The following is a 22,426-nucleotide window of genomic DNA, read 5'->3' on the forward strand; positions in this document are numbered from 1 at the left end:
AATTAAATACAATGAAAATAGAAATCTGGTCGGACGTTATGTGTCCGTTTTGTTATATCGGAAAGAATAATTTTGAGCAGGCTTTGAATAAGCTTCCTTTTAAAGATGAAGTAGAAGTGGAGTGGAAAAGCTTTCAGCTGGATCCAAGTTTAGATCCTAAAGAAACTCAGGATACCCTTCAATATTTTAGAGAAAAAAAAGGTTTCCCTGAAGCTCAGGCTACCCAAATGCTTGGTCAGGTAACTCAGATGGGAAAAGGAGCCGGAATTGATTTTAATTTTGAAAAAACTCTAATTACCAATACCTTCAGTGCTCACAAATTGCTTCATTTGGCTAAAAAGTATAACAAGTCTAATGAAATGGAAGAAGCTTTATTCATCGCTCATTTTATTGACGGTAAAAATGTGGGAGATATAGAGGTTTTGGTTGATCTTGCTGAAAGCTTAGACATTGATAAAGAAGAGGCAAGACAGGCAGTTAAAACAGATCAATTGGACGATGAAGTCAACCAGGATATTCAGGAGGCAAGAAACAATGGCATTTCCGGAGTTCCTTTCTTTGTTCTGAATGGTAAATATGCCGTTTCTGGTGCTCAGCCTGCGGAAATATTTGAAAATGCACTTCAGCAGACTTACAAAGAAACCGTGAGTCCGTTTAAGGATCTTTCCGGTGAAAACGGAGTCTCCTGTGATGCAGACGGATGCAGCATTTAATTAAAAACCCTAAAATAGTTTTATTTTGGGGTTTTTAATTAAATGGAGTCTCGTATCTTTGTCATACAGTGGTAATAACTGTATAAATCTAATTTCTCAATGATAAAAATTAACAACGAAAGTCATTATTCAATTGATGATACCCTTTTTGTTTTTGCATTAGATTCCGAAGCGGGAACAGTATTCGATGATAAAAATAAATTAATTACCGGTATCGGAAAAGTAAATGCAGCGATTGAATTAACCAAAGAAATTCATGCAAGAAAACCTAAACTGATTGTGAATTTAGGTTCTGCTGGTAGTAAAGGATTTCACAAAGGCGAAGTGGTATGCTGTACAAAATTCATCCAGAGAGATATGGATGTAAGAGGATTAGGATTTAAATTGTATGAAACCCCGTTATCCGGAGTGCCACCTGTATTGGAATACGGTCTTAAAATGGACACCTTGAAAGAAGGAATCTGCGGAAGTGGTGATAGCTTTGAAATGAATCATTCCGAAACCGATTATAATATTGTAGATATGGAAGCCTATCCGCTTGCATTGATTGCCCAAAAGGAAAACATCCCGTTTCTATGCCTGAAATATATCTCCGATGATGCCGGAAGCGATGCTGCAGATGACTGGAGCGTACAGGTACATCTGGCTTCTGAAGCATTTAAGAAAATTCTTTTCTCATAATATTTATTCTTACCATCATGAGTTCAATTATCATTAACAAAGCCTCGGCTGAAGACGTAGAAATTGTGCAAAGTTTAGGGACACAGACTTTCTCTGAAACTTTTGCAGAAGATAATACGGAAGAAGCAATGAAAAAATATCTGGAAGAAAGCTTCAATACTGAAAAGATAAAATCTGAGCTCAATAACCCTGATTCTCATTTCTATATTGCCTGGGAAGAAGACAATCCTGTAGGATATCTGAAAGTAAATACCGGCAACGCACAGACAGAACTTCAGGATGATGCCAGCCTGGAAATTGAAAGAATTTATGTAAAAAAAAGCCATCATGGAAAAAAAGTAGGCCAGCTGCTGTATGATCAGGCTTTGGAAACTGCCCGACAGCTTAGTAAATCCTACTTATGGCTGGGAGTATGGGAAGAAAATCTGAGAGCTTTAAACTTTTACAAGAAAAACGGATTCGTTGAGTTTGATAAGCATATTTTCAGACTAGGAGAAGAAGAACAGACGGATTTGATGATGAAAAAAATGTTGGATTAATTTTTTTCTCCCACAGATGACGCAGATTTTCACATATGATTGGGTAATACAATTCTTTATACCTTTTAAATACCAAAATGAACCATTCAGAATTTGTAAAACATATTAATCAGTATTATCCTTTATCTGAAGAAACGGTTAAAGATTTATTGAACATTTGTACAGAAGAATATTATCACAAAAATGATCTTCTGCTGGAATCCGGTTCTATGGCGAGATACTATTATTTCATCAAATCCGGACTGATAGGGTATTATACCGTAGATGAACAAGGGAATAATATTTATAAAATCTTCTTCGAAGAAAACAGTTTTGTTGCTTCCACAGCAGCCATTATTAAAAATGAACCCAGTGATTTCAATATTATTGCACTGGAAGACTGCTCCGTGATACAATACCCTGCAAAAGCCTATCGTGAGTTGATGGAAAAACATCATGATCTGGCTCTTTTTCATCTGTATTATCTGGAAAAAAACTGGGTAGTGAAAAAGGAACCTCTGGAAGTATCTCTGAAGTATGAAACAGCAAAAAAAAGGTATTTGCAGTTATTGGAAAACCAATCTTTATACAACAGACTGAAACAGCACCACATCGCTTCTTATCTTGGAATAACGCCTACACAGCTAAGCCGGATAAAAAAGGAAATTAACTAACATTTCTAAATCTAAGTGGAAAATAAATTAAAAAAAGCCTCAACATATGTTGAGGCTTTTTTTCTTTTTCTCCTGCAATTTTGCTGTATCAAAAGATCATTGGTACATTATATGTTTTATAATATGAAACCTGTGATTATCATTAATTAAACATTTTTCAACATGAAGAAGCTTATCAACATTGTATTTGTACTGACTGCATGTATTCAGTTATCAGCACAAAAAATTATTCATCAGGAAATTTTCAGTCCGAAAATGAATAAAAAAATTAAAACAGTAATCATTACCCCTAATCTTCAACCTAATACAACCTATCCGTCGGTTTATATCCTTCATGGTTTCAGTGGCAATCCGGACAGAATTATTAAGCAGGATATTCCGGATCTGGTAAAAAAAGCACAGGAACTTAAAACAATCTATGTACTTCCGGATGGTAATTACAGCTCATGGTATGTAGACAGTCCGATCGTTAAGGATTCACAATATCAAACCTTTATTGGGAAAGAACTGGTAGAATTTATTGATAAAAATTATCCGGTGAAAGCAGAAAAAAAATCCCGCGGAATTTTGGGATGGAGCATGGGAGGTTATGGAGCTACCAATATTGGAGTTACTTATAATAAAACATTTGGTATTGTAGGAAGTTCTTGCGGAGCGCTGGATTTCAATTCATTTGGAGAAGGCTATCAGAAATATATGGTGAATAAAGTGCTTGGGCCATTTGAATCTATTAGTCCCAATTTCCTTACAGACAGTAAAATAAAACTGATGGCAGGAGCAGGACAGCAATATATTTTCGATTGCGGAACAGAAGATACCCAAATGATCAACATGAATAGAAATTTTCATAAAAAACTGACAGAAATGAAGGTTCAGCATCTCTACACAGAATCTTTGGGAGGACACGTCCCGGAATATTGGAGCAGATCATTATCTGAGCAATTGTCTTTGTTTGACAGGTTTTTTAAACAATAAATTATACCCCTTGTCAAGGTTTCAAATCTTGGCAAGGGGTATAACAGTTGATTTTAGGTTTCGGCTAAAGCCAAAGGATTTATTTTATATTTATTTAAACGGGCTAAAGCCCGTTCCTATTGAATATTGATTAGTTTTTATATCAATAGGAGTGGGCTTTAGCCCGCTTGTTTTTGTTGTTAATATAATATTGGCTTTAGCCGAAACTTACCTCATTAACCTTTAACAAGGATTAACCAAATAAAAAAATCCTTTTTGAGCCATGCCCAAAAAGGATTTCGATTGATTGATGTTCAAAATGCTAACAAGTCAGCATATTAAAAGTGTTGAAAGTTTTTACCCAAATGTTCTTCTATCACAAAGAACGGATCTTCTGTAAGTGTATGTGCTCTCATATCAATAAGGCTCACTTTACTCATCATACGAAGCATGATTCTTCTCTCGCACGGATGTTCTATTCCGTCAATATTTCTTACTCCCGCACGGAAAGCCGATCTCCCGTGAGCACATAAATGATTGTTTACCAGAATAACGTCTCCTGCCTGGGGCGTAAATCCTGAGTAAATCAAATGTCTGGCTTCTTCCCAGAACTCATGCAGCGTACTTTGTGCTTCCTCCGATTGTCTTATGCTGGAATTAAAAAGCTGTTCTGCAGCGTCAAATCGCATAAACGGAAGACTATAATTACCATACAGTACAGAATCCAATGTCTCTTCTTCATTATCTCCCGTTTCCAGGTTGGCATCTTTCGGAATTTTATAGATACGCTCAAAAAGAGGTCTGTAATTGTCCCCGATAGATTCATGAGAACGGATAGAATAAAGAGTAGAAGGAACCTGCTCCTCATTTCTTACATACATAAAGCTTAAGTAGTCAGCCTGATGTTTCAGAAAAGCATCTTCTGTGTGTACATACAAGTCTGTTGAAGACCCTGATCCGGTTTGCGTTTCCTTCATTTTTTCATCAGGAATGATGGCATGGATCAGTCCGCCTCCTTTACGCTGTGAATAATATTGTACAGGCTTTGACGGAAGTGCCCCATGGATAAGTGCACATGCAAAACCATATAAATTAAATTTTGAATAATCAGCCGCCTGCCAATTGGGAGGGGTAGATCCTATATCCTCCTGATCGATATCCATTAATCCTGTAAAGATCAGTGCACCATACTGATTTTTTGAAAAGTCACTTGCAAAATCAGCCGCTATATTTAAAATTCTCTCCGGTAAGAAATAAGACGCCAGCTGATGTACATGCTTTATAAAATCACGGTTTTCATAATTGTCATACTTTTTCTGAAGATGCAAAGCCGCATCTTTTATCATTCTTCTTTCCTGAGAGGTGACTTCTATGACCGTAGGAAGCAGTTTTACCGCTGTTGAACAGTCTTTATCTAAAATTTCTGTAGAATTCATTAAAAAAAATTTGGTGTTAAGTAATAATTTTTATCTTTGTTTTTAATTATTCTAAATAACAATAGCTGGTTCAAATTTAGTAATAATTACTCAATCACCAAATAAATTATAATAAAAAATGTAAAATTTAAAAACCTGACTATCAGATATATATAATAGTATATCGAAAAAACCACAACAACTCACAGATTTAAAAAATCACATTACAAAACTTTTATGAACAACAATTTAATATCCCTAGAAGAGCTCGCAAGCACAACTTCACCTCACATTTCGGGGAATTTTGGGAATATTTTTCATCCTGACAATTATGATCATTATCGTAATGCTGTCAATAGTACTTTAGACCTGGTTCAGGAATTTCTTCACAGAAACAACAAGCCTTTCAGTGGCATAGAAGCCAAAACAATGAAAGGAATGGTGCAACAGATTGATCTTAATCAAAAACTTTCCAATTATAACGAGCTTCTGGCAGAAGTAGATGATATTTATGTAAAACATGCCACAGCTTTTCACCTGCCACAATATGTAGCGCACCTTAACTGTCCTGTAGTAATCCCGGCATTGGCAGGAGAAATCCTTGTAAGTGCCATCAATTCTTCACAGGATACTTATGATCAGAGCGCAGGCGGAACTTTTATGGAAAGAAAACTGATCGACTGGACTGCTGGTCAGATCGGATATAATACGAATGAAAGCGACGGTGTTTTCACAGCGGGGGGCTCACAGAGCAATTTAATGGGATTGGTCATGATGCGTGACTGTTTTTCTCAGAAAAGATATAACCACAACATTAAAATGGATGGTCTGCCAGCGGAGGCAAGCCGTTTCAGAATATTTGTTTCAGATAAATCTCACTTCAGCAATCTGAAAAATGCTTCCATTATGGGACTGGGTGAGAAAAGTATTGTTAAAGTACCTACTGATGACCGTTTCCGTATGGATATTTCTCTTTTGAAAAAATACATCAAGAGAGAAGAACAGCTGGGAAATATCCCTATTGGTATTGTAGCAACAGCTGGAACCACAGACTTTGGAAATATCGATCCACTGGATGATATCGCGAATATTGCAGAACAATATAACATCTGGATGCACGTAGATGCAGCTTACGGTTGTGCTTTATTATTAAGTGAAAAGTACCGTGATCTGATCAATGGTATTGAAAGAGCAGACTCCGTAACGATTGATTACCACAAATCATTCTTCCAGCCTATCAGCAGCAGTGCTTTTATTGTTAAAAATAAAAAAGAACTGCTGATTCTTAAACACCACGCCGATTATCTGAATCCGAAAGAAATGGACGAAGAAGAAATTCCGGCACAGATCAATAAATCCATTACGCAAAGTACCCGAAGATTTGATGCTTTAAAACTTTGGTTTACCATAAGAATGATGGGTAAAGAACAATTAGCAGAATACACAGACACCGTGATTGATCTTACCAAAGATGCAGCCGCAATGATTACGGAAGATGCAGATTTTGAACTTCTTTCAGATTCTGACTTAAGTGTTCTTGTTTTCAGGTATATCAATCCGGAAATCAGTGATCTGAATGCATTGAATCAATACATCAAGATGAAATTGTTCTACAGTGGAGAAATCCTTGTAGCAAGTACAAAAGTGGATGGAAACTTCTATCTGAAGTTTACGTTCCTGAACCCGATTACGACTACAGAAGACATTCATCAAATTCTCACCACAATCAAAAATCATGGAAAAGACTTTAATTCAGAAAAATAAAACGGGAGAAAAAGCCCGGGAAATTACTTTCAGAATTCTGTTGAACGGAATGCTGAGAGAACTGGGAAACGGAAAATTCTATCAGGGCGTTCCGAAATATGATCTTCTGACAGCAAAGGCTCTTCAAAATAGCGATTATTCATTGTTTATGAGATTTGAAATGAAGAAAAGCGGACTGTTTTTATTTGCTCCGGTTTCCTATCGTTCCGAAACTCTTTTTCATGAATACGGACCTGTTTTGTGTGCGGTAGATCACCAAAATCAGGAAGTTTTTGAAGTTAATGATCAAAAGCTTACTGAACTGGTTTACAGAGAACTTTCTGAGACTACAAACGAAACGGGTTTCAGAAACTTTGTGGAAAGAATTCAAAGCAGCTTAAGAAACCTGGAACTGACAACAGAAGCCTGTCTTCAGGATGATCAGCTGTTGACCTATTCTTTCCTTGAATCTGAGCAAATGCTTCCTGCCGGACACAATCTGCATCCTTTCACCAAATCAAGAATGGGATTCTCTGAGGAAGAACAGCTTTTATATGGTCCTGAATTCGGGAAAGGATTTCAGCTGGATTATTTCCTGATTCACAAAGACTGCATCACGGAAAAGTCCCTTCCAGGAATTTCTGCAAAAGAAATCTTTGAAAATTGGACTTCTTTACCGGAAAGCTACGATTTTGAAAACACAAATGATTTTTATATAGTTCCATGCCATCCATGGGAAGCACAGTATCTTTTATCAACCGAAGAATATCCTGAAATGCTTGGTTCCGGGAAAATCATTCACATCGGGCCTTTAGGAGAGGATTTTTATGCGACATCTTCTATAAGAACAGTATATAATCCGGACTTCAGTTGGATGTTAAAGTTCTCTTTGCATGTTTTAATGACAGGTTCTGTAAGAACGAATAGCTTAAAAGATCTCAACAGAGGATATGCTTCCGCAATCTGGTGGCAGCATCAAAAAGCTTCATTTGAACAAAGTTTCCCAAATTTTAAATTATTGCTGGAACCTTCCACGTTAAGCGTTCACTATGAAGGAAAAAATATGGACAGTCTGAATATACTGCTCCGCGAAAATCCTTTTTCCAATGAAGATAAAGTGATTCTATTAGCAAGGCTTTGCCAGGATGAATCTACAGATGGTTTCAATTTTACGACGCACTTCTTTAAAAATGTAGCCAATCAATTGGGTGTAGATGTAGAAAAAGCAGCTATTATCTGGTTTGAAAAGTATGTAAACCTGTTGCTTTCGCCTTTAAACAGATTGTACAATCAATTAGGTATGGCGCCGGAAGTTCATCAGCAGAATCTGCTTGTTCAGCTGGATAATCAATTGCTTCCTCAATCTATTTACGTAAGAGATGGGCAAGGATATTTGATCAAAGACAGTTTTAAAGGAAAATATGAATCACTGATCAAAGATTATCCTGAAATTGAAGATCTTTTCATCAGAGATGAGCGTCTTCTGGATATTATTTCACACCATCTTTTGGTAAGTAACCTGAGTGCACTGATTGCTTCCATAGGTAAAACAGGTCTGGTTAAAGAAAGAAGATTAATCCATATTCTGTACAGAGAGTTTGAAAATCTTCATGAAACTGAACCTTCATCGTTGACAGATTATGCATTGAATCAAAGATATTGGGCGGTAAAATCAAACCTTCAGTCGGCGGTTGCTGATGTAGATGGAGGTGTAAATGCTTCTTCAATTTCTTATGCTAAAGTTCCGAACCTTCTTCACAAACATTTTTTCTCGGATCAGTTAATCAATCCACAGGGAACAGAAGTTTTCTTTAAAAGATATTTCCAGAAAGAGGATGTGACGATGAGTATGCGTCCTATAGATCTTGAAAATGACCTTGAAATGCTTCATGAATGGTTCAACCGTGAACATGCCGTAAAAATCTGGCAGATGAACTGGCCGATAGATGAGCTGGAAACCTACTATAGGCTGATGCTTCCAAGTGATGAAGCGCACAGTTATATTATTGCAGGAAACGATGAACCATCATGTAATATTGAGGTGTATTGGGCTTGCAGAGATATCGTAGGAGATTATTATGACGTACTGCCTACCGATTATGGAACACACCAGTTTATTGCACCTATTGATCCTAAAAAGAAATTTGTATCTCCATCCACTCAATCTATGGTTGATTATGTTTTTGCACAGCCACAGGTAGGAAAAATGGTAGGAGAAGGGTCTGTAGACTCTCTTGCGTCTATGATGAACAAAGCTCATGTAGGCTTCAAAGTAGATAAAGTAATAGAAATGCCTCATAAAAAAGCCAATCTGAACTTCTGTTACAGAGAATGGTACTGGGAAAAATTCCCACAGAATAAAGAGGTACAAATCACCACAAATATCACAAAAAATGACTAACGAAGCCGTATACAATGTAATAGGCATAGGTATAGGCCCCTTTAATCTGGGACTTGCCGCATTATCCAATCCGATTTCGGAACTGAAAACCCTTTTCCTGGACCAGAGAGATGGTTTCGACTGGCACCCGGGATTGATGATTGACCATGTAACCCTGCAGACCCCATTTTTATGCGACTGTGTATCTATGGCTGATCCTACCAATCCTTTAAGCCTTTTGAACTATCTGAAGGAAACCGGAAGACTGTATAAGTTTTTTATCAGAGAAGATTTTTTCATTCCGAGAAAAGAATACAACCGTTACTGCCAATGGGTGATTGCACAGCTTCCACAATGCCGTTTTTCTACTCAGGTAGTGGATATTACTTATGAAGATGGTTTATATCATGTAACTACGATTCACACCAAAACCAAAGAAACTATGGTTTTCAAAACGGAAAGACTGATTTTAGGAACAGGGACACAGCCTCATATTCCTTCTTTCATTCCGAAGGATGATTCCCGTGTTATTCATACAAGTTCTTATCTGTACAGAAAAGAAGAGCTTTTAGCTCAGGGTAAAAAGATAGCCATTATCGGTTCTGGCCAGAGTTCAGCAGAAGTTTTTTATGATCTTCTTCAAAACAGGAGTGAAGAAACACAACTGGGATGGTATTCCCGTCCGGACAGATTTTTCCCTATGGAATATTCTAAGTTGACGCTGGAGCTTACTTCACCTGATTATGTAGAATATTTCTACAACAGAAGCGAGTCTGCAAGGAAAACCATTTTAAGCAAACAGCAGGCTCAGTTTAAAGGAATCAATTATGATCTGATCAATGATATTTACGACTTTATTTATGATCTGAATATCGATAATGCTGATCCTAATCTTAAAATTATTCCAAACAGTCAGCTGAATAGAGTAGACAACAGTAACCTTGATTTCATCAATCTTGAATTTACCCAACTGGAACAGGAAGTACCTTATGATCAGGAAGCGGATTATCTGATTCTGGGAACAGGATATCGTTACCACGAGCCTGCATTCTTAAAGAATATTCAGGATAGAATCAAGAGAGATTCCAGCGGACTGTTTGATGTCAATAGAAATTATTCAATAGACCACAACGGAGGAGAAATTTATGTGCTTCATGCTGAAGTTCATACCCACAGCTACATTTCTACGGATCTGGGAATGGCTGCGTACCGTAATTCCTACATCATCAATGATATTCTGGGAAGAGAGCATTATAAAATTGAAAAGAAAATTGCTTTCCAGGATTTCGATGTAGAAAAATATGCTGATTTACCAACTGCCAAAATTTAATCAAAAAATGAACACCAACTTAAAAAATACAGTAAGCCAGGAAAACTGGAATCAGGCCAACAGAAACCTAATGGCCAAAACGATCGCAGAACTGATGCATGAAGAGCTTCTAAAACCTGTGGTGACCTTTGAAAATAAAAACGGATATACTGTTTTTACCCTTGAAACCGGAGTTGAAAACATTATCTACAGCTTCCGCGGACAGGAAAGAATGATGGATTACTGGCATATTGATAAAGACAGCATTACAAAAACAGAAAACGGGGAAGATTTGTCTTCAGTAGATGTGGCGGCTTTCTTCCTTGAAATGCAGTCTGTATTCGATTTAGATCCTTATACCATTGCAAGATATACAGAAGAATTACTGCACACGCTGTATTGTGATGCTTTAATCTTATCAAAAGGAGTAATGTCTTCAAAAGTGCTTGCAGATGCGGATTATCAGACGGTAGAGCATAATATGACCGGACATCCATGGGTAATTGTAAACAAAAGCCGATTAGGTTTTTCTCCAAGAGATCTTAAAACATTTGCTCCTGAAGCCGATGAAAATTTAAAAGTAATCTGGCTGGCTTCTCATAAAAGCAGATCGTCATTCCAGGCTTTGGAACACATTAACAGAGATGAGTTTTACCGTTCTGAAATAGGAGAGGATTTATATAATGATTTTCAACAGCAGTTGTTGAGCAAAAGAAAAGTTGTTGAAGATTATCACTTTATTCCAGTACATCCATGGCAGTGGGAGCATAAGCTTCAGATTCATTTTGCGGGAGATATTGCTTCCGGACTTTTAATCCAATTGGGTGAGGGTAGTGATACGTACAGTCCGCAGCAGAGTATCCGTACTTTATTCAATGTAGATCATCCTAAAAAGAGATACCTGAAAACGGCTGTTTCTATTCTGAGCACAGGAAATATCAGAGGATTATCACCTAAACAGATGAAAATTGCTCCAGCCATTACAGATTGGGTAAAAGGCTTAATTAAAGATGATGCTTACCTTGAGAACAAAGAGACTATTTTCTTAGGAGAAGAAGCTGCCATCACCTATCTTCATCCACAATATGGAGCCATTGCGAGCGTACCTTACCAATATAATGAATTCCTTGGCGCATTATGGAGAGAAAGTGCTGAAAATTATCTGAAAGAAGATGAGCAAATGGTAACCATGGCTTCTTTACTTTATGTAGATGAAAATGGAGTTCCATTGGTTCAGGCATTTGCAGAAAAAGCAGGTGTAAGTATCAAAGAATGGATTGAAAGCTATCTTGATGCTTATCTTACTCCATTATTGCACATTTATTACACGCATTCATTATGTGTAACACCACATGGAGAAAACATTATGGTTGTTTTGAAAAACGGAGTTCCGAAGAGAATCGTAATCAAAGACTTTGTGGATGATATCGTTTTAACAACTGAAGCAAGAGAAAAACTTCCTGCACACCTTGCAGACGGCTTAATCCAGTCTTCCAACAAAGAAAATATCCCATTGTTTATTTTGCTTGGCGTTTTTGATGCCTTCTTCAGATATCTGTCGAATGCTCTGCATACCTATTCCAACTTTAATGAAGAAACATTCTGGGAACTCGTTCACAACTGTGTAGAAAATTATAAAGCGGAGAATACCCACCTTCAGGAAAGATACGAAAAGTATGACCTGTATGTGCCGGCATTCAAAAGATTCTATATCAACAGCCTACGCCTGAAAAATAACGGTTACAGTGAAAATAAAGCATTTGCCATTCCGAGAAAAGACGGAGCACTGCCTAATCCGCTGTATCAGATTGCCAATAAAAATTCAGTAGCAGCAGTATGAGGAAATTCCTGCATATACTAAAAGAAGGAGCGGTTTTTACGTATGGAGCCATAGCCGGAAAAAAAGTTGAACTGACTTCCGGAAGTATCAACCGTTCCATCTTTAGTCTTGCCATTCCCATGGTGATGGAACTTGTCATGGAATCTGTTTTTGTGAGTGTCAATCTATTGATTATTGCAAAATTAGGCGACAAGGTTCTTGGACTTGTGGGAATTACAGATAACTACATCAACTTTGCCTATGCCATCGCAGTAGGTTTGGGAATTGCAGCAGCAACCCTTACCGCCAGAAGAGCGGGTGAAAAAGATAAAGAAGGGATGGGCAGAACAGCCCAATATATCATCTTGCTGGCTCTGTTTTTTGCAGTGCTTATTGGTGGAATTTCCTGCTTTTTCGCATCAGAAATTGTTGATTTTTTGGGAATCAATGCCAGTACGGTAACTGAAGGCGTTTCTTTCTCACGACTGGTCTTCCTGAGTATCGGGCTTGTAATTCTTCGTTTATCTGTAAATGGACTCTTCAGAGGGGCTGGTGATGCTGATATTGCAATGAAATCACTTTGGATCTGCCATATTTCCAATATCATCTTTGCAGTGATCCTTGTTTTCGGATTAGGATTTATTCCTGCTTTTGGATTGATGGGATTGGCGTATGCTACAGTTTTATCAAGGCTTTTAGGGGTTTTATACCAGGCTTTTGTGTTGATGTCCGGAAAAACCAGCATCAGCATCAGAGTTCCTCTTCAGCTTGATATACCCTTATTGCAGAAGATTCTGAAAATAGCTTTTGGAGGATTGGTTCAATATATCATTCCAACATCCAGCTGGCTGATTATGGTGAAGATCATCTCCACTTTCGGAACCACAGCACTTGCAGGATATATCATTGCCCAGCGTATTGCTTCCGTAGCTACGATGCCTGCCTGGGGAATAGGAAATGCAGCCGGAGTTCTTACAGGTCAGAATCTGGGTGCCGGGGAACCTGAACGTGCTGAAAAAACAGTTTGGAGAGCCGGAACCATCAACATGACGTATCTGGTACTTGTAGCCTTATTCTGGCAGCTTGCAGCGGAATACGTGGTGAAATTTTTCACTACAGAACCTGAAGTTGCAAGATATGCAGTGCAGTACATTCATGTAGTCTCTATGGCGTATCTGCTGTTAGGATTCACCATGGTGATCAGCCGTGCTCTGAATGCGGCCGGAAACATCCTGCAGGTTACTTTATTGTACCTCGTGATGTTTTATGTGATTCAGCTTCCTCTGGCTTATCTCTTAGGAGTAAGGTTTCAATGGGAACTGAGAGGAATATTTACCGCTATTGTTTCTTCGGAAATAGTTTTGGCTGTACTATTCCTCATGATTTTTAAAAATGGAAAATGGAAAACTATAAAAATTTAAAATGAACACTACAGAAGAATTTTATGAAATTATCGCCTCTGCCATCGCAATAAAGAAAGAATTGGTAGATGAAAAACTAACATATCAGGAAATCCCGGAATGGGATTCTATGTCTCATCTTCTTATCGTAGAAGCACTTGAACAGTTTTATCAGATCAAATTTGATTTTAACGATATCCTGGAGATGGGAACCGTCGGAAAGATTCGCGAAAAAATGAAAAAATACGAAGTATTCGTAGAAAACTAAGCATATGAAAATTTTAGAAAATGTAATTGCCAACAAGAACTTGGGGTTTACAGATGCTTCCACCGGTACAACAATACCGGTGGGAACACTGTACCGGTCTTTAGGCTTAAACCCGGTAGAAAAAGGACTGCTCTTTTTGTACAATGACAATCAGCTGTCCAGCATTGAGGTGCTTCTCAATTTTTACGGAACAGCATACACGATTGCTGTATTAGGGCAGAAACTGCATGAAGAATTCAAAGAGCGTATTGAGGCAGAATACCGTCCAAAATACATCTTTGATCCACAAAGAGAAGCCATTGAAGGATACAGTCTGAAAGTATTCTCAGACAACATCAGCATCTTTGCAAAGGATGATTATAAGAGTGAAGTTACCATTCACCCTGACATCAAAATCCTTTTGAGTACTTCAGGGACAACAGGTGTTCCGAAACTGGTTAAATTATCTGATGAAAGCCTTTATCAGAATGCATTGAGCATCCTTCAATATATGCCGATTCAGGGAACGGATGTAGTTCCTTTAAATGTTCCGATCAACTTCGTATATGGATTTTCTATTTTCACTACCAATTGTATGCGTGCCGGAAGAATCGTGTGTACAGATAAAGACATTATGCAGAAAGCATTCTGGGACGAAATGGAGGAGTACGGCTACAGTACGTTGGGCGGAGTTCCTTTCCTTTATGAAAACCTAAACAGAATAGGGTTTTTCAGAAAAGATTCTCCAAGCCTGAGGTATTTTACCCATACCGGAGGGGTGATCAACGCTGAATTGAGAAAAACTATTTTCTCTTATTGTCATGAATTTAAAAAGGAATTCTTTGCACAATACGGACAAACGGAAGCAGGAGGAAGAATGGCTTACCTTACTACAGAAGGATTGCTGGAAGAAGAAACATCAATCGGAAATGTGGTAGAAAGAGGAAGCTTCAAAATTGATTCTGAAACGGATGAATTGCTGTTTTCTCATGTCAGTATTTTCGGAGGCTATGCCAATAAACTGGAAGATCTTGCTACTTATGAGCAGCCTTCTGTACTGCATACCGGAGATACCGCAAGAAAAGGTGAAAACGGAATTTATTATATCACCGGAAGAATAAAACGTATCATGAAGCTTTTCGGAATACGTCTTAATCTCGATGAGGTAGAATTTATTCTTAAAAATGAAATGCAGGGTAATACCTTCGTGTGTCTGAATGCCAATGATAAAAAAATCGTGGTATTATATGACAATCCGGATATTGATCCTCAGATCATCACCGAAACCATTAAAAACAAACTGCGTATCAACCCGCAATATGTACGCACCGAACTTATAGAATCTTTCCCATTATCACAAAACGGTAAAATAAACTATCCCCTGTTACAAAAATTACAGCATGAAAACATCTAAAACCCTTATATTACTTCTTGGTCTTGCTTTATCTTCAAACTCGCTATCTGCACAACAAGGCGACAGAATTCATGGCAAGATCATGCTGACTGAACAGGCACCAGTAAAAAATGCTATTTTAAGACTTGTCAACACGTCTTATCAGGCAAAAACCAATAATTTAGGAGAATATTACTTTGAAAATGTGCCACCTGGAGAATATACGCTTCAGGTGGTTTTAAATGACATTGAACTGATGAAGGAACCCATCCACATTCAGAAAGATGTCTATGAAATTCCTGCGATCTATGCCCCTTTACACAATAATGTAATTGAGGGAATTACAGTATATGCAGTGAGCAGAAATAAATTTTTGGATAAAGACAGTACTTCAGTGGCTAAAATGCCTTTGAAAGTTCTTGAAAATCCACAGGCTTACACAAGCATCAACCAACAGATCATGAAGGAACAGCTTACTTACGATATTTCGGAGGTATTGAAAAATGTTCCGGGTATGGTAAAAATGCAGGGAAGCCCGGGAAGAGGTTCCGGAGACGGAAGTTTCTACTACAGCCTTAGAGGATTTCCTACCAAAGTATCTATGGTAGACGGTGTTCCTGCAACCACCAACGGAGAAATAGATCCTGCCGATCTTGAACGTCTTGAAGTGATCAAAGGTCCTTCAGGAACATTGTACGGAGGTGCCGTAACTTCCTTTGGAGGTTTGATTAATGCTGTAACTAAAAAACCAAAAGATTATTTCGGGGGAGAGGCTTCTTATCTGATGGGAAGCTACAACCTGAACCGTGTAACGGCTGATGTGTACGGCCCAATGACGGAGTCCAGAAAAATGCTGTTCCGTTTGAATGCCGCTTATCAGTATCAGAACGGATTCAGAGATTCTGAGTTCAGAAAATCATTCTTTGTTGCTCCTACCATCAGCTATGAAGTGAATGACAGATTGAAATTCAACTTAGGCGCTCAGATCTATAATTATGAAGGAACCAATACACCGATTATTTTCCTTGCGAGAACAAGACCTTACTTCGCCCACAATCCGGACGAGCTAGGCTTCGATTGGAAAAAATCTTACTCCAATAATGATATTACTTTAAAAGCACCATCTATCAACGTAAAAGCGGAGGCGAATTACAAAATTTCAGATAAATGGACTTCACAAACCTTGCTTTCAAGAAACTTCAGAAAGACAGAAGGATTGTATCAATATCAGTTCATCAGAGGAAATGTAAATGATGCTACGCTGGAACGTAATGTACAATGGCAGAACTCAGAAGCTTCTTCTACAAGTATTCAGCAGAACTTTAATGGTGAATTTAAAATCGGAAGCATTAAAAATAAAGTGTTGATTGGATTAGATTATTTAAATCAAACCATCAATAACAACCATTCCCCAATTGTGGTGTATGACAACATCAACGGGCAAACTTTAGCCGGTTATGCCAATATCACGAGAGATTTAGTGCTGCAGAAAATCCAGACTTCTACAGCTCCTTTGGTAAGAAATAATTCTGCTTCAAATCTTTATGGAGCTTATATTTCAAACGTTACTTATATTACGGACCGTTTGATTACGCTTTTAAGCTTACGTATGGATCATTACGAAAGTAAAGGACAGCTTAACCTGAATAACAATACCAGAACCGGTGATTTTAATCAGACTGCATGGTCTCCTAAAGTGGGAATTGTATATCAGATTCTTAAAGATCAGTTATCTGCTTATGGTAATTATATGAACGGTTTCAGTTATACAGCACCTGTTGCGCAGCAGCTTCCGGACATTAGCGGAGAAATGAAACCTCAGATGGCCAATCAGTGGGAAGTAGGATTGAAAGGAAACCTTTGGAGAAACAAGATTAATTTTACCATTTCATATTACGATATTCTTGTTGACAATATCCAGAGAGGAAGCGGTGTAATCCGTGACGGAAAAGAATACAATATCGTTGTTCAGGATGGAAAACAGAGAAGTAAAGGTATTGAAATTGAAACCATCATGAACCCTGTTCAGGGATTAAATATTATGGCCGGATATGCCTACAATCACAGCAGATATGAAAAAGCAGACCCAGCTGTAGACGGGCGTCGTCCTGAGTCTGCAGGTCCTGCGAATGTATTCAATTCATGGATCAGTTATATCCTTCCAATCAAAGGACTTCAGGGACTTGGAGTTGGTTTTGGAGTAAACCGTGTTGGAAAACAGATTACCGGAAACAAAACCGTTACCGGACAGTTTGCATTCCCAGCCTATACTTTAGTGAACGCTTCCATCTCCCTTGAAAAAGAAAGATACAGATTAGGATTTAAAATGAATAACCTGGGCAATGTACAATATTTTGCAGGGCAGGGAGTGGTAGTCGCTCAGATGCCTCGTAATTTTGTTGCTGAGGTAAGCTTTAAATTTTAAGAATGAAACTGAAGTTTAGAAAAATTGCATATCAGTTACATCTATGGCTCGGACTAACGTCCGGGCTTATAGTTGTTATCATGGCCGCTACGGGATGTATCCTGGCTTTTGAAGAAGAATTAAAACATATTGTTCACCCCAACAGATATTACGTTGAAAATATCGGAAGAAAGAAACTTTCATTGTCTGAACTTACGGAAAAAGCAGAAAAAGCACTTCCGGAAGGCTTAAAGGTCAAAAGAGTTATCATGCCTTCTGATCCCTCACGAACGTATATATTTCGTACCTTAAAAATGGATAACGAAGCATGGACGTACTGGGGAACTTATCTTTATTATTATCGAATTTATATAGATCCTTACACCGGAAAAGTACAGGAAGTAGAAGACGCCAAAAAAGACTTCTTCGAAATTGTACTGGATCTTCACAGAAGACTTCTGCTGGGTGAAAAAATCGGAAAAGCGATTACCGGTTATTCCACATTGATATTGGCTATTATACTTTTATCGGGGCTTGTGATATGGTATCCTCGCAAAATGAGTAAAGCCATGCTGAAAGGAATGTTTTTCATTAAAACATCCGCCAATTGGAAAAGGATTAACTATGATGCTCATAATGTGTTGGGATTCTATGCCATTATTCCTTTGCTCTTAATCTCTTATTCCGCATTGATATGGAGCTTTGAAGATGTAGACAAATGGGTAAAGAACACGCTGAATGGAAATACTCCCACAGAAAAGAAAGCCAAAAATACCATTCCTTCCGAAGAATTTTCAAACCGTGAAAATATCCTCAATCTCATCGGAAATACTATGGAAAAAGGATTGAAAGACAAGAAATCAGCCCTTGTGAATTTTCCGAGATCGGAAGAAGGAACCTATTATGCTGAGCTGACTTATGACGGAAGGCAGTATAGAAATGAACATTTTAATTTTGATCAATATTCAGGAGAAATTTTAAAATCTCAATCTTATAAAAACAAAAATATCGGATATGGAACCGCGTTAAGAGAAAGAAATTATGATCTTCACACCGGAAGCATCCTGGGACTGACCACCAGAATTATTTATTTTCTGGCAGCGCTTATAGCACTATCACTCCCAATTACCGGTTTTATTATCTATTTGAATAAGAAAAAGAAGAAACCAAAACATAAGAAAAACAAAGTTGTTTTTCCTACTCACAATTGATAAAGAGAAGTAAAGGTATTCATTATCAATTTTATCGGAGATAAAATCCTAGCGCCTTAAAAACAAAACGTTATAATCTAACTTGCGCCTTTGCGTTCTAAAACTAAAGTAGACTCTTTGCTTAAATTTTTTTTGAAAATCGCAAAGGCACAAGTTTTTAATCTCTATACTTTTTTAAGACTCAAGAACATTTCGACTTCGCTCAATATTAGATTTTCAGCAAGATAAACTGTAATTTATTCAATCAGTGTGATATTTCATCACTCAAACAATCCCTTTACATTCTTCGAAAAAACCTCAATTCCTTTGTTCATCTCATCAAAATTAAGATCTCCAAATCCTAAGCGCATCGCTGTAAGTCCTTTATTCTGATACAGCAATGTTTTGGGAATGAAAAGATTGTCTTTTGCACAGTTCCTGCTCAGCTGCATCAGATTCAACGGAATATTCCATTCCAGCCATATGGCCAATCCTCCGGAAGGTCTTTGAAAAGTAATATAATCACCCAGATTCTCTTCCAGCAACGCAGAAAAATGGTCACGTCTTTCCTGATATACTTTTAAAGATTTTTTCAGATAACGATTGATTTCCCCTTCTGCAATCATCTCTCCAAGCGCTCTTTCCATCAGGATATCTCCCTGACGGTCTATAATTCCCAGATATTTACGCATCTCTGTCATCAGATTCTCCGGAGCAACAATAAAACCTGTCCTAAACCCTGGAGCTAAAGACTTTCCGAAAGAACCAATATAAATTACCATTCCGTTTGTATCAGCACTGGCCAAAGGAAGAATCGGACTTTTGTCGTAATGAAACTCATAATCGTAATCATCTTCCAGGATAATAAATCCGTATTCGTTGGCCAATTCCAATAATTCAAACCTTCTTTGGGCACTCAGTGCAACGGTAGTAGGATAGTGGTGATGAGGGGTTAGATAAAGCATCCGTATTTTCTGCTTTTTACAGGCTTCACGTACGCTTTCTACGATAATTCCTTCCTCATCAATGGGAATAGAAACAATATCGACCCCAGCTTTCATAAAGATCATATTGACGGAGAAGTAACTCAAAGCGCCTACCAGTACAGTATCTCCAGCAGAAAGAAGAATTTCGGAAACAATATAAATACTCATTTCCGTACTTCGGGTGATGAGGAGATTATTCTTAGAAATAGGAAGTCCACGGGAAAGATTCAGGTATTGGGATAAATGTTCTTTAAAAAATTCACTTCCGTCATGATTATAATGTCCTAAAGCTTTCTGGTTGGATTTACGTTTCAGGATAGAACTGTAAAACCGCGAATGCTGCCCGATTTGGGTTAAACGGATATCCGGCACCCCATCATTAAAGACATACTCACAGTCTGAATGTTCAAAAGGATTATCGAGAATATTGGATGTTTTGAATGAAAAACCAGTACAAACAGGGTAGTTTTGAAGGTTATTCTGTTCAAAATTGTTCAATTTGACAGGTTTTTCCTGATCTTTTCCGATCACAAAAGTTCCCTTATTCGGAAAACTTTCTGTCCAGCCCTGAGCCGACAGTTCATCATACACCGCAACTGCTGTATTTCTGTGGATTTCCAGCATTTCACTGAAAGTTCTTGTTCCCGGAAGCTTGGTTCCGAAAGGTAAAAAGCCTCTCTGAATCGCATTGATCAGTTGATTGGCAATCTGTAAATAGATAGATGTCTCTGATTTTCTATCAATCTTAATAAAACTTTCGTAAGGAATCTTAACCGGACTATCCATAATATTAAAACTGGCACAATGTAACCATCCGGCAATATACTACTTTTGACATCAAAATAAAAATCTATGGAATTTCATCATCTGTTAAAAAAAATTGTACAGGAAGGAAACACCCACGCCAAGTGGCTGAACACACTTTCTTTTATGGAAAATGCCGGTGCAAGAAAAATATCAAAATGTGAACATCCTACTTTGGTTTCTCAGATCCAGCTGAAACATGCCGCTGAAGAACACCGCCACGCTTATTACTTAAAAAAACAGATCGGGAAAATAAATCCTGAACTCTGCAAAACCTACGAAAGTACAGAACTTCTGGCTCCTGTAGCAACAAGCCAATATCTTCACTCATTGGATATTAAAGCCTGCCGCTATCTTCAGGAAGCTTTCAATCTTGATAAAGTAGATATTAAATATGCAGCTTATCTTTTTGTAACCTATGCTATTGAGGTTCGTGCCGATGAGCTTTATCCTGTATACCAGCAAGTACTTACGGAAGCTTCTTCTAAAATTATGGTAAAATCGATCATTCTTGAAGAAGAAGGACACCTGGAAGAAATGATTCATCAGCTCAATGAATTTGCTCCAGACTGGAAGCATCATGCAGAACATATTTTAACCATAGAAAAAGAATTGCATGAAGAATGGATCAATGCTGTTACCCGGGAAATTGCTCAGTTGAATTATGCTTAGCAACAGCTTTCGTTTTCAGGAATCTCTTGACAAAAGAAAAGAGGAGGGAACGTTAAGGCGTTTAAAGCTTCAATCTAATGGAATTGATTTTTATTCCAATGATTATCTCGGGTTTGCAAAAAGTAAAGAACTTCAATATTTACTCTTGCAAAAGGTTGTGAATAATCCTCAGCTGCTTTCCGGAAGTACAGGCTCAAGGTTAATCAGCGGGAATAGTGAAATTGCAGTTTCTGTTGAAAATGAAATTGCACAGAAACATCAGTTTGAATCTGCATTACTTTTTCCATCTGGATATAATGCAAATCTGGCCTTGTTTTCCACACTTCCAAATCGTCATGATGTAGTTATTGTGGATGAACAAATCCATCGTTCAGTACATGATGCCTGTAAGCTTTCAAATGCTAAGAAATTGAAATTTAAGCATAATGATACTGAAGATCTTGAGAATATTTTAAAAAAGCAGGAAAGTCATTGTTATATCGCGATAGAAAGCCTTTACTCTATGGAAGGAGATTTTGCTCCAATTGAGGAAATTGCTTCGATTGCAAGTAAATATAAAGCCTCTCTGGTTGTAGATGAAGCCCACGCATTTGGAATTTTCGGATATGGATTGATTGAAAAATATCAATTACAACATCAGGTTTCAGCAGCAGTTGTTACCTATGGAAAAGCTCTTGGAGCCCATGGAGCGGTAATTCTCTGTAATGAAAAGGTGAAATCTTACCTTATCAATTTTGCAAGCCCGTTCATTTATACAACATCAGCACAGGATTTCCAGTGGATGAGTATAAAAACAGGATATGAATTTTTAGATCAGCATCATGAACTGGCGGTAAAACTTCAGGATAATATTAAAATTTTCCGAAGCCAAAATCTACAATCTCCATCGGCAGAAACAAGCCCGGTTCAGGCTATTGTAATCCCGCATAATCAAAGATTGAAAGAATTACAGGGCACTTTATCTGAAGAAGGATTTTTAACCTACGCCATATACAGTCCAACTGTAAAAGAAGGAGGCGAACGGTTAAGAATATGTCTTCACAGCTTTAATACAGAAGAAGAAATTATGAAACTGACAGAAATTACTAAAGAATTTGTTTAAAATAAAAAGGGAAAATAAAGCA

At 37.7% G+C, this 22,426-nt stretch carries 18 protein-coding genes; 16 read left to right on the forward strand and 2 right to left on the reverse strand.

The window, feature by feature from the left end:
* Nucleotides 1-11: 11 nt before the first annotated feature.
* From LKL37_RS05980 to LKL37_RS06000, 5 genes are all read left to right on the forward strand, one after another.
* Entirely contained in the window at nt 12-713 is a 702-nt protein-coding gene (locus LKL37_RS05980; protein ID WP_431609661.1) for a DsbA family oxidoreductase, read from the forward strand.
* 99 nt (nt 714-812) lie between these two features.
* Nucleotides 813-1,394: a nucleosidase gene (locus tag LKL37_RS05985; RefSeq protein ID WP_431609662.1), complete on the forward strand. Its 582-nt coding sequence runs from the start codon at nt 813-815 to the stop codon at nt 1,392-1,394.
* Nucleotides 1,395-1,411: 17 nt separating this feature from the next.
* Nucleotides 1,412-1,933 carry an N-acetyltransferase family protein gene (locus tag LKL37_RS05990; protein WP_431609663.1) on the forward strand — a complete coding sequence of 174 codons (522 nt, stop codon included), beginning with the start codon at nt 1,412-1,414 and terminating at the stop codon, nt 1,931-1,933.
* A 77-nt stretch (nt 1,934-2,010) separates the two neighbouring features.
* Entirely contained in the window at nt 2,011-2,586 is a 576-nt protein-coding gene (locus LKL37_RS05995) for a Crp/Fnr family transcriptional regulator (protein WP_431609664.1), read from the forward strand.
* Between the two features lie 162 nt (nt 2,587-2,748).
* The gene (locus tag LKL37_RS06000; RefSeq protein WP_431609665.1) at nt 2,749-3,561 is read left to right on the forward strand and encodes an alpha/beta hydrolase; all 813 of its coding nucleotides are present in this window, start codon (nt 2,749-2,751) and stop codon (nt 3,559-3,561) included.
* Between the two features lie 317 nt (nt 3,562-3,878).
* Here LKL37_RS06000 and LKL37_RS06005 read toward each other — a convergent pair whose 3' ends face one another.
* Nucleotides 3,879-4,976, reverse strand: a complete 1,098-nt coding sequence (locus LKL37_RS06005; protein ID WP_431609666.1) for a TauD/TfdA family dioxygenase — start codon at nt 4,974-4,976, stop codon at nt 3,879-3,881.
* A 216-nt stretch (nt 4,977-5,192) separates the two neighbouring features.
* Here LKL37_RS06005 and LKL37_RS06010 point away from each other — a divergent pair, with 216 nt between their 5' ends.
* The 9 genes from LKL37_RS06010 to LKL37_RS06050 are packed head-to-tail and all read left to right on the forward strand — an operon-like array spanning nt 5,193 to nt 18,861.
* Nucleotides 5,193-6,719 (forward strand): pyridoxal phosphate-dependent decarboxylase family protein, encoded by a 1,527-nt coding sequence (locus LKL37_RS06010; RefSeq protein ID WP_047374830.1) that lies wholly within the window; start codon nt 5,193-5,195, stop codon nt 6,717-6,719.
* Nucleotides 6,691-9,099: a GNAT family N-acetyltransferase gene (locus LKL37_RS06015; protein ID WP_431609667.1), complete on the forward strand. Its 2,409-nt coding sequence runs from the start codon at nt 6,691-6,693 to the stop codon at nt 9,097-9,099. Before LKL37_RS06010 ends, LKL37_RS06015 begins: the two co-directional genes overlap by 29 nt.
* Complete coding sequence (locus tag LKL37_RS06020; protein WP_431609668.1) at nt 9,092-10,408, forward strand: lysine N(6)-hydroxylase/L-ornithine N(5)-oxygenase family protein; 1,317 nt, start codon at nt 9,092-9,094, stop codon at nt 10,406-10,408. Before LKL37_RS06015 ends, LKL37_RS06020 begins: the two co-directional genes overlap by 8 nt.
* Before the next feature lie 7 nt (nt 10,409-10,415).
* The gene (locus tag LKL37_RS06025; protein ID WP_431609669.1) at nt 10,416-12,227 is read left to right on the forward strand and encodes an IucA/IucC family protein; all 1,812 of its coding nucleotides are present in this window, start codon (nt 10,416-10,418) and stop codon (nt 12,225-12,227) included.
* On the forward strand, nt 12,224-13,627 hold the full coding sequence (locus tag LKL37_RS06030; RefSeq protein ID WP_431609670.1) for an MATE family efflux transporter: 1,404 nt from the start codon (nt 12,224-12,226) through the stop codon (nt 13,625-13,627). The genes LKL37_RS06025 and LKL37_RS06030 overlap by 4 nt, the downstream gene beginning before the upstream one ends.
* Before the next feature lies 1 nt (nt 13,628).
* Complete coding sequence (locus LKL37_RS06035) at nt 13,629-13,874, forward strand: acyl carrier protein (protein ID WP_047374822.1); 246 nt, start codon at nt 13,629-13,631, stop codon at nt 13,872-13,874.
* 4 nt (nt 13,875-13,878) lie between these two features.
* Complete coding sequence (locus LKL37_RS06040; protein ID WP_431609671.1) at nt 13,879-15,267, forward strand: AMP-binding protein; 1,389 nt, start codon at nt 13,879-13,881, stop codon at nt 15,265-15,267.
* Nucleotides 15,254-17,671, forward strand: coding sequence for a TonB-dependent siderophore receptor (locus tag LKL37_RS06045; RefSeq protein WP_431609672.1), 2,418 nt, complete (start codon nt 15,254-15,256; stop codon nt 17,669-17,671). The genes LKL37_RS06040 and LKL37_RS06045 overlap by 14 nt, the downstream gene beginning before the upstream one ends.
* A gap of 2 nt (nt 17,672-17,673) precedes the next feature.
* Complete coding sequence (locus LKL37_RS06050) at nt 17,674-18,861, forward strand: PepSY-associated TM helix domain-containing protein (protein ID WP_431609673.1); 1,188 nt, start codon at nt 17,674-17,676, stop codon at nt 18,859-18,861.
* Between the two features lie 260 nt (nt 18,862-19,121).
* On the opposite strand, the gene LKL37_RS06055 is transcribed toward LKL37_RS06050, so the two are convergent.
* Complete coding sequence (locus LKL37_RS06055) at nt 19,122-20,612, reverse strand: PLP-dependent aminotransferase family protein (protein ID WP_431609674.1); 1,491 nt, start codon at nt 20,610-20,612, stop codon at nt 19,122-19,124.
* A gap of 66 nt (nt 20,613-20,678) precedes the next feature.
* Here LKL37_RS06055 and LKL37_RS06060 point away from each other — a divergent pair, with 66 nt between their 5' ends.
* A complete protein-coding gene (locus tag LKL37_RS06060; protein ID WP_431609675.1) occupies nt 20,679-21,302 on the forward strand; it encodes a hypothetical protein in 624 nt (207 codons plus the stop codon).
* On the forward strand, nt 21,295-22,404 hold the full coding sequence (locus LKL37_RS06065; RefSeq protein WP_431609676.1) for an aminotransferase class I/II-fold pyridoxal phosphate-dependent enzyme: 1,110 nt from the start codon (nt 21,295-21,297) through the stop codon (nt 22,402-22,404). Before LKL37_RS06060 ends, LKL37_RS06065 begins: the two co-directional genes overlap by 8 nt.
* Nucleotides 22,405-22,426 lie beyond the last annotated feature (22 nt).

The organism is Chryseobacterium sp. 'Rf worker isolate 10' (assembly GCF_050753305.1).
GTDB lineage: Bacteria > Bacteroidota > Bacteroidia > Flavobacteriales > Weeksellaceae > Chryseobacterium.

Coding starts and splice junctions, on each gene's coding strand:
- LKL37_RS05980 (WP_431609661.1), top strand. CDS start 12: ATGAAAATAGAAATCTGGTCGGACGTTATGTGTCCGTTTTGTTATATC.
- LKL37_RS05985 (WP_431609662.1), top strand. CDS start 813: ATGATAAAAATTAACAACGAAAGTCATTATTCAATTGATGATACCCTT.
- LKL37_RS05990 (WP_431609663.1), top strand. CDS start 1,412: ATGAGTTCAATTATCATTAACAAAGCCTCGGCTGAAGACGTAGAAATT.
- LKL37_RS05995 (WP_431609664.1), top strand. CDS start 2,011: ATGAACCATTCAGAATTTGTAAAACATATTAATCAGTATTATCCTTTA.
- LKL37_RS06000 (WP_431609665.1), top strand. CDS start 2,749: ATGAAGAAGCTTATCAACATTGTATTTGTACTGACTGCATGTATTCAG.
- LKL37_RS06005 (WP_431609666.1), bottom strand. CDS start 4,976: ATGAATTCTACAGAAATTTTAGATAAAGACTGTTCAACAGCGGTAAAA.
- LKL37_RS06010 (WP_047374830.1), top strand. CDS start 5,193: ATGAACAACAATTTAATATCCCTAGAAGAGCTCGCAAGCACAACTTCA.
- LKL37_RS06015 (WP_431609667.1), top strand. CDS start 6,691: ATGGAAAAGACTTTAATTCAGAAAAATAAAACGGGAGAAAAAGCCCGG.
- LKL37_RS06020 (WP_431609668.1), top strand. CDS start 9,092: ATGACTAACGAAGCCGTATACAATGTAATAGGCATAGGTATAGGCCCC.
- LKL37_RS06025 (WP_431609669.1), top strand. CDS start 10,416: ATGAACACCAACTTAAAAAATACAGTAAGCCAGGAAAACTGGAATCAG.
- LKL37_RS06030 (WP_431609670.1), top strand. CDS start 12,224: ATGAGGAAATTCCTGCATATACTAAAAGAAGGAGCGGTTTTTACGTAT.
- LKL37_RS06035 (WP_047374822.1), top strand. CDS start 13,629: ATGAACACTACAGAAGAATTTTATGAAATTATCGCCTCTGCCATCGCA.
- LKL37_RS06040 (WP_431609671.1), top strand. CDS start 13,879: ATGAAAATTTTAGAAAATGTAATTGCCAACAAGAACTTGGGGTTTACA.
- LKL37_RS06045 (WP_431609672.1), top strand. CDS start 15,254: ATGAAAACATCTAAAACCCTTATATTACTTCTTGGTCTTGCTTTATCT.
- LKL37_RS06050 (WP_431609673.1), top strand. CDS start 17,674: ATGAAACTGAAGTTTAGAAAAATTGCATATCAGTTACATCTATGGCTC.
- LKL37_RS06055 (WP_431609674.1), bottom strand. CDS start 20,612: ATGGATAGTCCGGTTAAGATTCCTTACGAAAGTTTTATTAAGATTGAT.
- LKL37_RS06060 (WP_431609675.1), top strand. CDS start 20,679: ATGGAATTTCATCATCTGTTAAAAAAAATTGTACAGGAAGGAAACACC.
- LKL37_RS06065 (WP_431609676.1), top strand. CDS start 21,295: ATGCTTAGCAACAGCTTTCGTTTTCAGGAATCTCTTGACAAAAGAAAA.